Source organism: Rhodococcus sp. IEGM 1408, from assembly GCF_033142235.1.
Classification (GTDB): Bacteria; Actinomycetota; Actinomycetes; order Mycobacteriales; family Mycobacteriaceae; genus Dietzia.
On the sequence record NZ_JAWLRW010000002.1, the window covers coordinates 407,539 to 421,836 of the forward strand.

13 protein-coding genes are annotated in these 14,298 nt (G+C 69.0%); 1 reads left to right on the forward strand and 12 read right to left on the reverse strand.

The window, feature by feature from the left end; all coding sequences use genetic code 11:
* Positions 1–3 precede the first annotated feature (3 nt).
* From R4P08_RS04740 to rho, 12 genes are all read right to left on the reverse strand, one after another.
* Positions 4–990, reverse strand: coding sequence for a F0F1 ATP synthase subunit gamma (locus R4P08_RS04740; RefSeq protein ID WP_317812603.1), 987 nt, complete (start codon positions 988–990; stop codon positions 4–6).
* A 52-nt stretch (positions 991–1,042) separates the two neighbouring features.
* Entirely contained in the window at positions 1,043–2,686 is a 1,644-nt protein-coding gene (gene atpA / locus R4P08_RS04745; protein WP_317812604.1) for a F0F1 ATP synthase subunit alpha, read from the reverse strand.
* Positions 2,687–2,777: 91 nt separating this feature from the next.
* Positions 2,778–3,596, reverse strand: coding sequence for a F0F1 ATP synthase subunit delta (locus tag R4P08_RS04750; protein ID WP_317812605.1), 819 nt, complete (start codon positions 3,594–3,596; stop codon positions 2,778–2,780).
* Between the two features lie 14 nt (positions 3,597–3,610).
* Positions 3,611–4,183 carry a F0F1 ATP synthase subunit B gene (locus R4P08_RS04755; protein ID WP_317812606.1) on the reverse strand — a complete coding sequence of 191 codons (573 nt, stop codon included), beginning with the start codon at positions 4,181–4,183 and terminating at the stop codon, positions 3,611–3,613.
* Positions 4,184–4,209: 26 nt separating this feature from the next.
* Positions 4,210–4,458: an ATP synthase F0 subunit C gene (locus R4P08_RS04760; protein ID WP_317812607.1), complete on the reverse strand. Its 249-nt coding sequence runs from the start codon at positions 4,456–4,458 to the stop codon at positions 4,210–4,212.
* Positions 4,459–4,557: 99 nt separating this feature from the next.
* Entirely contained in the window at positions 4,558–5,337 is a 780-nt protein-coding gene (atpB, locus tag R4P08_RS04765) for a F0F1 ATP synthase subunit A (protein WP_317812723.1), read from the reverse strand.
* A 253-nt stretch (positions 5,338–5,590) separates the two neighbouring features.
* Positions 5,591–6,031, reverse strand: a complete 441-nt coding sequence (locus R4P08_RS04770; protein ID WP_317812608.1) for a hypothetical protein — start codon at positions 6,029–6,031, stop codon at positions 5,591–5,593.
* A gap of 10 nt (positions 6,032–6,041) precedes the next feature.
* Positions 6,042–7,202 carry an MraY family glycosyltransferase gene (locus R4P08_RS04775; protein WP_317812609.1) on the reverse strand — a complete coding sequence of 387 codons (1,161 nt, stop codon included), beginning with the start codon at positions 7,200–7,202 and terminating at the stop codon, positions 6,042–6,044.
* A 3-nt stretch (positions 7,203–7,205) separates the two neighbouring features.
* Positions 7,206–7,859: an L-threonylcarbamoyladenylate synthase gene (locus tag R4P08_RS04780; RefSeq protein ID WP_317812610.1), complete on the reverse strand. Its 654-nt coding sequence runs from the start codon at positions 7,857–7,859 to the stop codon at positions 7,206–7,208.
* Positions 7,856–8,797 (reverse strand): peptide chain release factor N(5)-glutamine methyltransferase, encoded by a 942-nt coding sequence (prmC, locus tag R4P08_RS04785; protein WP_317812611.1) that lies wholly within the window; start codon positions 8,795–8,797, stop codon positions 7,856–7,858. The genes R4P08_RS04780 and prmC overlap by 4 nt, the downstream gene beginning before the upstream one ends.
* A gap of 37 nt (positions 8,798–8,834) precedes the next feature.
* The gene (gene prfA / locus R4P08_RS04790) at positions 8,835–9,920 is read right to left on the reverse strand and encodes a peptide chain release factor 1 (protein ID WP_317812612.1); all 1,086 of its coding nucleotides are present in this window, start codon (positions 9,918–9,920) and stop codon (positions 8,835–8,837) included.
* Positions 9,917–12,130: a transcription termination factor Rho gene (gene rho / locus R4P08_RS04795; protein WP_411741155.1), complete on the reverse strand. Its 2,214-nt coding sequence runs from the start codon at positions 12,128–12,130 to the stop codon at positions 9,917–9,919. Before rho ends, prfA begins: the two co-directional genes overlap by 4 nt.
* A gap of 469 nt (positions 12,131–12,599) precedes the next feature.
* Between rho and R4P08_RS04800 the strand changes: the two genes are divergently transcribed.
* Entirely contained in the window at positions 12,600–14,255 is a 1,656-nt protein-coding gene (locus R4P08_RS04800) for a long-chain-fatty-acid--CoA ligase (protein ID WP_317812613.1), read from the forward strand.
* The last annotated feature ends 43 nt before the right edge of the window (positions 14,256–14,298 follow it).

Genomic DNA, 14,298 nt, shown 5'->3' on the forward strand with positions numbered 1-14,298 from the left:
GTGTTAGTCACTTCCTGCGGTAGCGGCGAGCGCGCCAGCGCCACCGACGATCTCACTGATTTCCTGGGTGATCTGTGCCTGGCGGGCCTGGTTGGCCTCGCGGCTCAGACCCTCTACCAGTTCGGTCGCGTTATCCGTGGCCGACTTCATGGCCGTCCGACGCGCGGCCGACTCCGAAGCGGCCGACTCGAGGAGCGCGGCGAAGGCCCGGGTGGACATGTACCTCGGGAGGAGGTTGTTGAGCAGGGTGTCCGCGTCGGGCTCGAACGTGACCTCGGGCTTGAAGTCCGACTTGGACGAGTCCAGCATGTCCTCGCCCAGATCCAGCTCCTCGATCTCGACCTGGGTCTCGATCGGGGCCAGACGACGCGCCCTCGGGGTCTGGGTGAGCATCGACACGAACTGGGTGTAGACGATGTGGACCTCGTCGACGCCCTTGCGGGTGGTGTCCCCCTCGTGGTTCTCCCCGAGGAACTCCCCGGCGTCGAACGTCGCCTCCCCGCCCGCCGCGAAGGCGGCCGAGAGCAGCTGGAACGCTGGACGGGCCTCCTTGTAATCGGGCTTCTGGGAATGCCCGTGCCAGGCCCCGGCCAGCTCGACCTCGCGGAAGGTGTAGTAGACGATGCCCTTGTTGCCCAAGACGTAGATGTCGACCTCGCGGCCGGAATCCTTGAGGAAGGCGATCAGCTCGGCCGCCTCCTTGAGCACGTTGTGGTTGTACCCGCCCGCCATGCCGCGGTCCGAGGTCACCACGAGCACGGCGGACCGCTTGGCGTCCTCCGGCTCGTTGAGCATCCTGTGCTTGACCGACGACGCGGTCGCCAGGTCCGCCAGGATGGCCGTGATCTGATCCGCGAACGGCTGAGCCTCCGCGACCCTCGCTCGGCTCTTGGAGATCTGCGAGGTCGCGATCACCTCCTGGGCCTTGGTGATCTTCTTGGTCGAGTTGACCGACTTGATCCGGTCGCGCAGTTCACGCATGTTCGCCACGGTCAGATCACACTCCTCTCGCCCTTGAATCGGATGGCTGTCATCGGAGGCCTCAGGCCTTCTTCTTCTTCTTGGTGACCGTGAGGGTCTCACGATCGATCTCGTCCTCGGAGAGCGCCTCGGCCTCGGGCTCGTTGACCACGCTGGAGCCGTCGGAGGTCTGGAAACCCTCCTTGAACTCGTTGGTCTTGGCCTCGAGAGTCGCCTTGGACTCATCCGAGAGCGCGCCGCCGCCGTCGATCTGGCTGTAGACGTCGGAGGCACCGTGGCGCAGCGCCTCGAGGAGCTCGCTCTCGAAGCGACGCACGTCCTCCACCGGGACGGTGTCGTAGAAGCCCTCGCCGGCGAGGTAGATCGAGACGATCTGGTCCTCGACCGCTACGGGTGAGTTCTGATCCTGCTTGAGGATCTCGACCAGGCGCTGACCGCGCTCGAGCTGGGCCTTGGACGCGGCGTCGAGGTCCGAGGCGAAGGTCGCGAACGACTCCAGGTCGCGGTACGCCGCCAGGTCGAGGCGGAGCGAACCGGAGACCTTCTTCATGCCCTTGGTCTGCGCGGCGCCACCGACTCGGGAGACGGAGATGCCGACGTTGACGGCGGGGCGGACACCGCGGTTGAACAGATCGGACTCGAGGAAGACCTGGCCGTCGGTGATCGAGATGACGTTGGTCGGGATGAACGCCGAGACGTCGTTGGCCTTGGTCTCGATGATCGGCAGGCCCGTCATGGATCCACCGCCCATCGCGTCCGAGAGCTTGGCACACCGCTCGAGGAGACGGGAGTGCAGGTAGAAGACGTCACCCGGGTAGGCCTCACGGCCCGGCGGGCGGCGCAGCAGCAGCGAGATCGCGCGGTAGGCGTCGGCCTGCTTGGAGAGGTCATCGAAGACGACGAGGACGTGGGCACCCTCGTACATCCAGTGCTGGCCGATGGCCGAGCCGGTGAACGGCGCGAGCCACTTGAAGCCGGCCGAGTCGGAGGCCGGGGCCGCGACGATGGTGGTGTACTCCATCGCGCCGGCCTCTTCGAGGGTCGCCTTGACTCCCGCGATGGTGGAGCCCTTCTGGCCGATGGCGACGTAGATGCACCGGAGCTGCTTGGTCTTGTCGCCCGACTCCCAGTTGGCCTTCTGGTTGAGGATGGCGTCGATGCAGACCGCGGTCTTGCCGGTCTTGCGGTCGCCGATGATGAGCTGACGCTGGCCGCGGCCGATCGGCGTCATGGCGTCGATCGCCTTGATGCCGGTCTGCATGGGCTCCTCGACCGGCTGACGCTCCAGCACGGACGGGGCCTGCAGCTCGAGCGCACGCATGCCGGCGGACTCGATCTCGCCGAGGCCGTCGATGGCCTTGCCGAGCGGGTTGACGACGCGTCCGAGGAAGCCGTCGCCGACGGGCACGGACAGGACCTCGCCGGTGCGGCGGACTTCCTGGCCCTGGGCGATCTCGTCGTAGTTACCCAGGATGACCGCGCCGATCTCACGATCGTCGAGGTTGAGTGCGACGCCGAGGACGCCGCCCGGGAACTCGAGGAGCTCGTTGGCCATCGCGGACGGCAGCCCGCTGATGTGGGCGATACCGTCGCCCGTGTCGGTGACGAGACCGACCTCCTCGCGCGACGCCTCGGACGAGACGCTGGAGGTGTAATTCGCAATCGCGCTACGAATCTCGTCGGAGGAGATAGTCAGCTCCGCCATGTCATTCCTGCTCTCACTAAGTGTGGTCTGGACTTGTCTGTTCACGTGAGCATCGACCCTTTGCGAGGCGCTGCTCGTCAGTTCGTACCGGTTACGGCAGCGAGCGCCTCATGGCGGACAACCTGCCGGAGAGCGATCCGTCGATGACTTCGTCACCCACGCGGATCACCATTCCTCCGAGCACGGCCGGGTCGACCTCGACGTGCACTGCCATCTCACGTCCGTAGATCCCGGCGAGCTTGCTCGACAACGACTCCTGCTGATCCTGCGAGAGCTCCGCGGCGGAGGTGACGACAGCCACCGCCTGCCCCTGGAGCTCTGCAGCCAACCGCGAGAGCGCGTCGATGTCGTCCGCCGGCATGCCCTGCGGGCGGGTCACTGCCTGCGAGGCGAGAGCCTCGGTGACAGCGGTGACCTTGCCGTACAGGACCTGACCGAGAAGCGCACGCTTGTCTTCGGCGGTGCTGGTCCGGCTGGAGAGCGCCTGTTCGAACTGCGGGTCGCCGGCGACGATCCGTCCGAGCCGGAAGAGCTCGTCCTCGACCGTGCCGAGCTGACCCTGGTCGCGGGCCGAGAGCAGGAGCGCCTCCCGGCCCAGGACCACGAGACCCTCGCGCAGGTCTCGCGGGGTGGACCAGGACGACGCGACCGCAGCAAGCACGACCGCGAGGGTCGACTCGTCGATTTTCCAGCCCAGTACCGACCGGGCGAGGTCCTCTCGGGCCTCGACCGGTGCGGAGGAGTCCGCCACAGCGACGCGGAGGGCGCGGTCGCCCTCCAAGAGGTCGACCACCCGGAACAACTCGGCGCCGAGCTTGGCTCCGGTGGCCCCGCCGGCGGGGTTGGCGGAGAGCGTGGACTGCAGGACCGACCGGGACTGCTCGAGGGCGTCGCGGCTTGCTGCGTGCATAGTCAACTACTTCCTTAGTTCTGGCCCGCCCCGGCGACCTGGTCGAGGTCGGCGAGGAAACGGTCGATGGTGCCCGAACGGTGGACCGAGTCGGACAGCTGCTCACCCATGAGACGCTCAGCGAGATCGATCGACTGACGACCGAGGTCGCCGCGGAGCTCCGAGACGATCTGCTGACGCTGCGCGACGAGCTGCTGCTCACCCGCGGCGACGATGCGCTCCTTCTCGGTCTGCGCCTCGGCCTTGAGGTCAGCGATGATCTGCTGGCCCTGGGCCCGCGCGTCATCACGGATCTTGGCGGCCTCGACGCGGGCTTCAGCGAGCTGGGCGTTGTACTTGTCCAGGGCTGCCTTCGCCTCGGACTGTGCTGCCTCCGCCCGCTCGATGCCGCCTTCGATGCGCTCGGTTCGCTCGTCCAGGACCCGCTTGAACATGGGGAGGACGAACTTCCAGAACACGAAGAGGACCACAGCGAAGGGGATCAGTGACCAGACGATGTCGTACAGCGCCGGCGTCAGGACGTTGGGCGTCTCCTCGAGAGGAAGCCCTTCGCCCTCGCCGGCGGCGAGGATGTGGATCGGATTCATGTCGTTGACCTTGCCCCAACCGGCGATCAGAAGATGAAGCCGGTGACGATACCGATGAGCGCGAGGGCCTCGGTGAACGCGATGCCCAGGAACATCGTGGTGCGGAGCTGGCCGGCCATCTCGGGCTGGCGGGCCATGCCCTCGATGGTCTTGCCGACGACGATGCCGATGCCGATGCCGGGGCCGATCGCGGCGAGGCCGTAACCGATGGCGCCGTAGCCCTTGGCCGTGGTCTCGATTGACTCGGCAGCCTGCGCGAGAGTGACGATATCCATGTGGGTTTCCGTTCCTTTTCAGAAGGCCGGTGCGGGATGTCCGCACGCGGTCGTCGGAGTGGTCTGTGTGTCCCGGCGCTCAGACGGCGCCGGAAGTCTCTAGTGACTGTCGGCGTGCAGCGACAGGTCGATGTACACCGCGGCGAGCAGGGCGAAGATGTACGCCTGCAGGAAGATCACCAACAGTTCGAAGAAGGTGAACGCCACCGCCACGATGATGGTCACCACGCTGACCGCGGTCCATCCGCTGAACTGCCAGAAGAAGAAGTTCGTGGCGGAGAACAGCAGGACGATCATGATGTGTCCGGCCAGCATGTTGGCCATGAGACGGATGGTGAGCGTCGCGGGGCGCAGGACGAACGTCGAGATGAACTCGATCGGCACCACCAGCAGGTGCAGAGCCGGGGGCAGGTTCGGCACGACGATCGACTTGCCGACGAAGGAGAAGAAGCCGTACTTCTTCGCACCCGCGTAGATGAAGACCACGTACACCACCAACGCCATCACCAGCGGCATACCGATCCGGGCGTTGGGCGAGATGTTCAGCCCGGGGATCACCGCCGGGAGGTTCATGAACAGCGTGAGGAAGAAGACGGTCGCGATGATCGGCAGGAACCGGTCGCCGTCCTTCTTGCCCATGATGTCGTCCGAGATGTAGGTCTTGACGAAGTCCAGGGAGACCTCGACGACGTTCTGGAAGCCCCTCGGCACGATCTTCGCGCCGCGCATGCCCACGTAGAACAGCACTGCCACGACCACTGCCACCAGGATGCGGATGATCATGAGCCGGTCCAGCTCGAAGGGAGTGCCCTCGAACAGCACCGCCGGCGGGAAGAAGTCGTGAAGTGACGGCGGGTGGAACTCGCCCTTGAATGCCAGCAGTGAGGTGCTCAGCGCTCTCTCCCCTGTTCGGGCCGCCTACTTCAGACGGTGGTCAATGTGGATCGCTTCGATTCCGACAAACGGAACCCGGCGGGGTCCAGGGGTTCTCAGTCGCTCGCGCGACGTGCCCTCTTCCCGGTTTCCCGCCATGGAGCATCCTAACAAAGACCCGGGACCTCGACCTCACCGGGGCACACCCGTGTTCAGACGCTCTCGGCCCTGCTCGGGCCGCGCTCCGGTCAGGCGCCGATCAAGCCCCGGGGACGGGTTCCACGGAGGGTGCGGGATGGCGGATGATCGCCACCGTCTCCGTCGCCAGGACCACCACCATCGCGACGACGATCGTCAGGGCGAAGGCCCGCTTGGAGTAGAAGTCCAACGGCTTGAGTGCCGCGACCAGGCCGATGGCCACGATCAGCTTGAGCAACCAGGTCCCGAGGAGCACCGCACCGGTGACGGTGGGCGACGTGCGGGCGGTCGCGACCACCACCACCGCGGTGAGGAGGACGAACACCCCGCCGATCGCCGCCCCCAACAGCGCGCCCCACAGGCCGGGTGTCCCGTCGAGGGCCGCCCAGAGTCCTGCGCTGAGCATCATGAGTACCACCAGGGCGACCGCGCCGAGGGCGAGTGCCTTGCGGAGTCCGGCGGTGTGGGCGCTCTCGGCGGGCTGTGGAGTTGTGTCCGTCATGACCAGCAGCCTAGCGGGGGCTCCCCGGGATGCCCGTATGGCCGGATTCCCGGGAACGCCGCAGGCGCGGGACCAGCGTGGCCGCCAGGGCCGAGATGAGCCCGGCGGCCACCAGCGGCACGATCACCTCGGTCGGGAGCATGGTCGCCCCGACCGCGCCGAAGGCGATGAGCGAGACCCAGGCGTAGACGACCAGGGCGACCCGCCGGTGGGAGTGACCGAGGGCCAGCAGCCGGTGATGCAGGTGCATCTTGTCCGGGGCGAACGGGCTCCGGCCCGCACCCACCCGTCGGACGATCGCCATCACCAGATCGAGCATCGGGACGAACATCGCCGCGGCCACCACGATCATCGGCGAGAGCAGGACGATCATCTCCTGCGGCCCGTACAGGCTCTGCGAGATCTTCCCCGACGCGCTCGTGGACGCCGCCGCGAGCACCAGGCCGATGAGCATCGAGCCAGAGTCGCCCATGAAGATCCGGGCGGGCTGGAAGTTGTGCGGGAGGAACCCCAGGAGCGCCCCGGCGAGGACCGCCGTGACCAGCGCCGGCGGGTACGCGCCGACGGTGCCGCCCTGGTCGAGCATGATGCCCACGGAGAACACGCAGATCGCGAGAGCCGCGATGGCGCCGAGCCCGGCCGCGAGGCCGTCCAACCCGTCCACGAAGTTCATCGCGTTGACGATCGTCAGGGTGAACACCACCGTCAGCAGCCCGGCCTGGAGTTGGTCGAGGACCAGGATGTTCCCGCCGCCGAACGGGATGTAGACCAGCGTCCACGACACGCCCATGGCCACCAGAACACCCGCGGCCGCGGCCTGACCGGCGAGCTTGGTGACCGCGCCGATGCCGAGGATGTCGTCGACGATCCCGACCAGCACGATCACCCCGCCGGCGATGATCGTGGCCTCGACGTCCGGGGCGAACGGCGGGAACGCGCGGTTGAGCGCGGGCAGCTGGGCGGCCAGGTAGACCGCGACCAGCATGCCGGTGAAGATGCCCACTCCCCCGAGCCGCGGGGTCGGCACCACGTGGACGTCGCGATCACGCGGATACGCCAGGCCGCCGATCGCGGGCGCCACTCCCCTGACCAGGCCCGTGACGATGAACGTGACCAGGCCTGCCGTGACCCCGATGAGCAGGAGCTCTCGGAACGGGACCCCGATTCCCACGGGTCAGCCGCGCAGGGTCGCGGGGTCGATGTCGAGGACCGCCCCGACCCGCTCCGCGCTGACCGCCCCCTCCCGGACGATGCGGGGCCCGGGGCCGGTGAGGTCGACGATCGTCGACGGTTCGCCGATCGCGCACGGGCCACCGTCGAGGTACACGGCCACGGAATCGCCGAGCTGCTCGCGCGCCTGCGCGACCGTGGTGGCCGGCGGCTGGCCGGAGACGTTGGCGCTGGAGACCGCGAGGGGCCCGACCTCCCGCAGGAGTTCGATGGCGACCGGGTGCAGCGGCATCCGGAGCATGACCGTCCCCTGGGTGTGCCCCAGGTTCCAGTTCAGCGACGGCGCCTGGTGCACGATGAGGCTCAATCCCCCCGGCCAGAAGGCGCGGATGAGGTCGCGGGCCAGGGCCGGAGTGCTCACGACCAGGCCGTCGATGGTCTCCCACGAACCCACCAGCACGGGTACCGGCATGTCCGGTCCGCGACGCTTGGCCGAGAGCAGCAGGTTGACCGCATCCGGGTCGAAGGCGTCGGCGGCGATGCCGTACAGGGTGTCGGTGGGGGTCACGACGAGCCGGCCCGCGCGCAGTCCGCTCGCCGCAGCACTGAGCCCGACCTCCCGGCCGGTGTCCTCGGTGCAGTCGTAGGTGATGGTCACCGGGTGATCCCCTTCTGGACTGTCGGGTCGACCTCGTCGTCGGGGCCGGAGTTGTCGTCGTCGTGGTCAGAGTCGAGTCTCGTGGCGGTGACGAACCGCGGACGTCCGGCGAGGTCGGTGTGCTGGTCCACGGTACCGAAGCGTCCCCGGGCGGAGACCACCGCCGCGACGGCGGCACCGGTCGTGTCGTCGTGCTCGAGGGCCAGGTGGCCTCCCGGGGCGAGGAGTCCGGCCGCGACGTCGACGAGAGGCGCGATGACGACGAGGCCGTCGGTCCCCCCGAAGAGCGCGGTCGGCGGCTCGTGCCCGAGTACGTCGGCGGGGAGGTCGTCGGTCTGCGGGATGTAGGGCGGATTGGACACCACGGCGTCGACGCGTCCCCGCAGGTGCGCGAGCAGGCCAGGGTCGGTGGCGTCCGCCTGGTGGACCTCGACCGGTGTGTCCCCCGCCGCCGCACGCTCGGCGACGTTGCGCCGGAGCCACTCGAGCGCCGGCCCGTGGAGCTCGACCGCGTGGACGCTCGCATCCGGGCGGGCGTGGGCGATCTCCAGGGCCAGGGTCCCGCTGCCCGCGCAGAGGTCCACCACGACGGGACCGGGTCCGGTGCCGGGGCCGGGCGCTGGAAGCGCTGCCAGCGTGCTCTCGACCAGCAGTTCCGTCTCCGGCCTCGGGATGAATACGCCCGGCCCCACCGCGAGGTCGAGCCGACCCGACGTCGCGCGGCCCACGAGGTACTGGAGCGGGGTGCGGTCCCTGGCGCGGGCGGCGACCATCCGCTCGACCTCGGCCACCCCGGCGGCGTCCACCCCGTCGGCCAGCGCGAGCGCCCCCCGGTCGACACCCAGGACGTGGGCGCAGATCAACCGCGCCTCTGCCTGTGCGGAGTCGACACCGGCGGCCAGCAGCGCCCGCGCGGCCGACCTGACGACCTCGGTCACGGGGACCGGGACTGCGTTCGGGTGGGCGTCCACCGCCCTACGCGTCTTCCATGCGCCGGCGCCGTTCGTCGTCGGCCAGGGCGTCGAGCACCGCGTCGAGGTCGCCGTCCAGCACCGAGTCGAGGTTGTGCGCCTTGAAGCCCACCCGGTGGTCCGCTATCCGGTTCTCCGGGAAGTTGTAGGTGCGGATCCGCTCCGAGCGGTCGACCGTCCGGACCTGCGTGGCCCGTCCCTCGGATGCCTCCGCGCTCGCGGCCTCCTCGGCCGCCGCCTGGAGTCGCGCCGCGAGCACCTGCATGGCGCGCGCCTTGTTCTGCAGCTGGCTGCGCTCGTTCTGACACGTGACGACGGTGTTCGTGGGCAGGTGCGTGATCCGCACCGCCGAGTCGGTGGTGTTGACGCCCTGGCCGCCCTTGCCGGACGACCGGTAGACGTCGATCCGCAGGTCCGACTCGTCGATCTCGACCGGACCGACGTCCTCCGGCTCCGGGAACACCAGGACGCCGGCCGCGGAGGTGTGCACCCGACCCTGCGACTCGGTCACCGGGACGCGCTGGACCCGGTGGACCCCGCCCTCGAACTTCAGGCGCGACCACACCCCGTCTCGCGAGGGCTGCCGGGACCGGATGGAGAAGGAGGCGTCCTTGTAGCCGCCCAGATCGGACTCGGTCATCCCGAGCGTCTCGACCACCCAACCGTGCTTCTCCGCGTACCGGGTGTACATGCGGGCCAGGTCCGCGGCGAACAGCGCGGACTCCTCGCCGCCCTCGCCGGACTTGATCTCCATGACCACGTCATCGGCGTCGTGGGGGTCCCGCGGCGCGAGGAGGTCCGCGAGCTTGGACTCGAGTTCGACGGCCTCGACGGCCAGCCGCTCGGCCTCCTCGACGAACGACGAGTCGTCGTCGGCCAGTTCGCGCGCGGCGGCCAGGTCGCCTCGTACCCGCACCAACGCGCGATAGCACTGCACCACGGGGGTGAGCTCGGCGAAGCGCTTGCCCACCCGCCGCGCCGCGGCCGCGTCCTCGTGCAGCGCGGGGTCCGACAACTGCGCCTCGAGCCCGCCGTACTCGGAGAGGACGTCGTCGACCGAGGACGGCGAGTGCCCCGGAGCCTCGGTCACTCCTCGTCCTGCGGCAGGGTCGGCGTCGTCTTGGCCACCTGGAGCAGGAACTCGTAGTTGTTGTTGGTCTTGCGGAGCTGCGACATGAGCAGATCGATGGCCTGGTGCGAGTCGAGCCCCGACAGCACCCGGCGCAGCTTGTGCATCACCCCGGCCTCTTCGGGGGTCATGAGCAGCTCTTCCTTGCGGGTACCCGAGGGGCCCACGTCGACCGCCGGGAACACCCTGCGCTCGGCGATGCGCCGGTCGAGCTTGAGCTCGGCGTTACCCGTGCCCTTGAACTCCTCGAAGATCACCGTGTCGCCGGCGGACCCGGTCTCGACCATCGCGGTGGAGATGATCGTCAGCGAGCCGCCGTTCTCGATGTTGCGCGCCGCGCCCAGGAACCGCTTGGGCGGGTACAGCGCCGTGGAGTCGACGCCACCGGAGAGGATCCGGCCCGAGGCCGGCGAGGAGTTGTTGTAGGCGCGACCGAGGCGCGTGATGGAGTCGAGGAGGACGACGACGTCCTGCCCCATCTCCACCAGACGCTTGGCCCGCTCGATCGCCAGCTCCGCGACCTGGGTGTGGTCCGACGGCGGACGGTCGAAGGTCGAGGCGATGACCTCGCCCTTCACCGACCGCTGCATGTCCGTGACCTCCTCCGGCCGCTCGTCGACCAGGACGACCATCAAGTGGCATTCCGGGTTGTTGATCGCGATCGAGTTGGCGATGTTCTGCAGGATCGTGGTCTTACCGGCCTTGGGCGGGGAGACGATCAGCGCGCGCTGCCCCTTGCCGATCGGCATGATCAGGTCGATCACACGGGTCGAGATGATGTTCTTCTCGGTCTCCAGGCGCAGCCGCTGGTTGGGGTAGAGCGGGGTGAGCTTGCCGAACTCCGGACGGTTCTTCGCGTCCTCGACGGGGCCGCCGTTGACCGAGTCGATACGGACCAGCGGGTTGAACTTGGCGGCACGGTTCTTGTTGGCGTTGCTCTGGTTGCCGCCCCGGCCGCCACCCTGCCGGTCGTTCTGGCCGCCGCCCTGCCTGTCGTTCTGGCCGTCGTTCTGGCCGTCGCGCTGCATCTTGACCGCTCCGGTGACCGCATCACCGCGGCGCAGCCCGTACTTGCGGATCATGTTCATCGAGACGTAGACGTCGTTCTCACCCGCCAGGTACCCGGAGGTGCGCACGAACGCGTAGTTGTCCAGCACATCGAGGATGCCGGCAACCGGCTGGAGAACGTCGTCGTCGCGCACCTCGGTCTCGCCCTCGACCGGGCGGGCACCGCCGCCGCCCCGGTTGCGCTCGCGGCGCCGACGGCTCCGACGACCCCGGCCGCTGCCGTCGTCGTCGTCGTCGCGGTTCTGGGCGTCGCCGCGCGGGCCGTTGCCGCCGCCCTGGTTGCCCTGGTTGGCCGAGTCGCCGGACTGCTGGTCGCGGTTACGCCCGCCCTGCTGGTCACGGTTCTGCTGGTCGCGGTTGCGGCCGCCCTGCTGACCCGAGTCCTGCTGGTCACGGTTCTGCTGGTCACGGTTCTGCTGGTCGCGGTTGCGGCCGCCCTGCTGACCCGAGTCCTGCTGGTCGCGGTTCTGCTGGTCGCGGTTGCGGCCGCCCTGCTGACCCGAGTCCTGCTGGCCCGAACCCTGGTCGTCGCGGTTCTGACCACCCCGGCGCTGCCGGTTGCTCTGGTTCTGGTTCTGGTTCTGACCACCGTTGCGGGCGCCGTCCTCGCGACGGGTCCGGTCGCCCTGCGACCGCCCGTCGTCCCGACTCTGCTCGTCGCCACGACTCTGCGCGTCGTCACGCCGCTGCCCCTCCTGCGGCTGAGCCTCGTGCGCCTGTCCCTCGTGCGACGCGCTTTCCTGCGACGGTCCCTCGTCGCGCTTCTGGGCCTGACGCCGGGCCTGCTGCTCACGCCGGGGCTGCGGTTCGCCCTGGGTCTGTTCACGCTGGGGCTGCTGTTCGCCCTGGGGCTGTTCACGCTGGGTCTCCGGCTGGGGATCGCGTACCGGGGCCGTCACGGGAGCGGCCTTGGGGGCGGCCTTGGGGGCGGCTGTTGCTCTGCCGCCACGGGCGCCGTCGATCATCTCGACGAGATCGCCCTTGCGCTTACCCGACAGGCCCTTGAGGCCCATCTGCTGCGCGAGAGACTTGAGGTCCGCTAGTCGCATGGCTGCCAGTGCGGCGCCCTGCGGCAGCGTGGAGTGGGTTTCCGTCGAGGTCACGGGGGTCCTTTCTGGGCTCGGGCTGGGCGGGTGACCGCCTCGCACCGAGCATGTGTCCGGGACGCGGACTGGGCGTCCCGGGTGGCCGCTGAGGCCTTCCGCGGCGGCGAGATGGCCGGACACGGATTTGTCTGAGGGGGATCCACACGAGGTGACACCTACCGGGGCGACCGGACGCATGCCGTCGATTCCGGATGAGAACCACGCACGGGCACGGGATCCCTGTTGACCACTCGCCTATCGGCCGCTCCCGCCGGGACCATCTCACGCTCCGCCCTCCGCATCAGGCGGTGGGCGGACTGGAGATGTCTTTCGGATGCGGGACGACCGAGCGTCCGTGGCTTCGGCAAGCATACTACCCGACGGTCGGTTCCACGCATGTCTACCGTGCGAGTCGCCACCGTCGCGGCTTACTCGACCGCGAACAGCGGTAATCTACAGCCGATCGCGGACGCGCGGAAGGAGGCCCATGTTCGGAACGATGCTGGACACACCTCTGCTCGTGTCCCGGATCCTCGCCCACGCCGCCGAGCGCCACAGCAGTTCCACGGTCACCGGGTTCGTCGAGGACCTGCAGCCTCAGACCACCAGGTTCGACGTGCTCGCGGCCAGGGCCGCGGCCACCGCCCACGCCCTCGGCGATCTGGGGGTCGGCGACGGCGACGTGGTGGCCATCCTCTCGGAGGGTCGGAACGAGGTCGTGGAGGCGATGTTCGCCATCCCGTCGATGGGCGCCGTCGTCCTGCCGGTCAACGTCTTCCAGCCACGGCCGTTCCTGGTCGCCGCCCTCAGGGACAACGGGGTGTCCGTCCTCCTGGTGGATCCGGAACTGATCACCCTGGCCCTCGACGTGGCGGCCGACGTCGGGTCGCTGCGCCACCTCGTCGTCATCGACAGTCACGCCTCCCCCGACAACGGGGGCCTGCCGATGGAGGTCCACGCGCTCGAACCGCTCCTCGACGGCAAGCCGACCACCTATCCCTGGCCGGACCTGGACGAGCGCAGGACCGCGGCGATCGCCTACACCTCGGGCACCACCGGTGCGTCCAAGGCCGTCGCCTACACGCACCGGTCCATCTGGTTGCACTCGATGCAGATGTGCATGGCCGAGAGCGCCGCCCTGCGCAGTGGGGACACCGTCCTCACCACCGTTCCGATGTATCATGTCATGTCCTGGGGACTGCCCTACGCGTGCTTCATGGCCGGGGCGAGCCTCGTCATCGCCCGCCCGCGACCGGGCAGGGCTTTCCACGCCGGACGTGACATGGCCGGTCTCCTGGGGAGGTTCCGACCCAACAAGGTCGCCACCACGCCCGCCACGCTGCAGCGACTCCTGCGCCATCTGGAGACCCACCCCCAGCCGCTCGGCCACCTCAGCGAGGTCCTCGTCGGCGGCTCTGCCGTCCCGGAGACACTCTTCGACGCTTTTGTCGAACGCCACGGGGTGACCATCATGCAGGCCTACGGGCTCACCGAAACGAGTCCGATCGCCACGTTCTCCCGGCCGGACCCGCACTCCTCGGCCACCCACCGACGAACCCAGATCCTCGGGCAGGGCCGGTTCCCGGCCGCCGTCCAGGCCCGGGTGGTGAACGGGGGCAGGGTGCTGCCGAACGACGGCCTGTCGGTCGGCGAACTCCAGCTCCGGGGACCGTGGGTGACGGCTGGCTACCTGGGTGGGGAGGCCAGCGATCGCTTTGTGGACGGATGGCTCCGCACCGGCGACATGGCCAGCATCTCGCCCAAGGGCTACCTCTACGTGGTGGACCGGGTCGACGACATCATCGCCTCCGGTGGGGAGCTGATCTCCTCCGTCGAACTCGAACACGCGGTCCTGCAGGACCACCGCGTCGCCGACGCCGCGGTCGTGGGCGTCCCCGACGAGCGCTGGGGCAACCGCCCGCTCGTCCTGGTCCAACTCAAATCAGGCGCCGACGCCACCGCCCGAACCCTCTGGGAGGCGCTGGAGGGCTCCCTCGACATGTGGAAGCGGCCGGATCACTGGGCTTTTGTCAGTGACGTCCCCCGGACCTCGGTGGGCAAGTTCGACAAACGGGCGATCCGCTCGCGCTACGCCGCCGGGGACTACCAGGTCACCACCATCTCGCCGGGGCAGGCTCGCTGACCCGTCGGCGCCGGCGCCGGCGCCTGTTCCTGTGCCGTCCCGC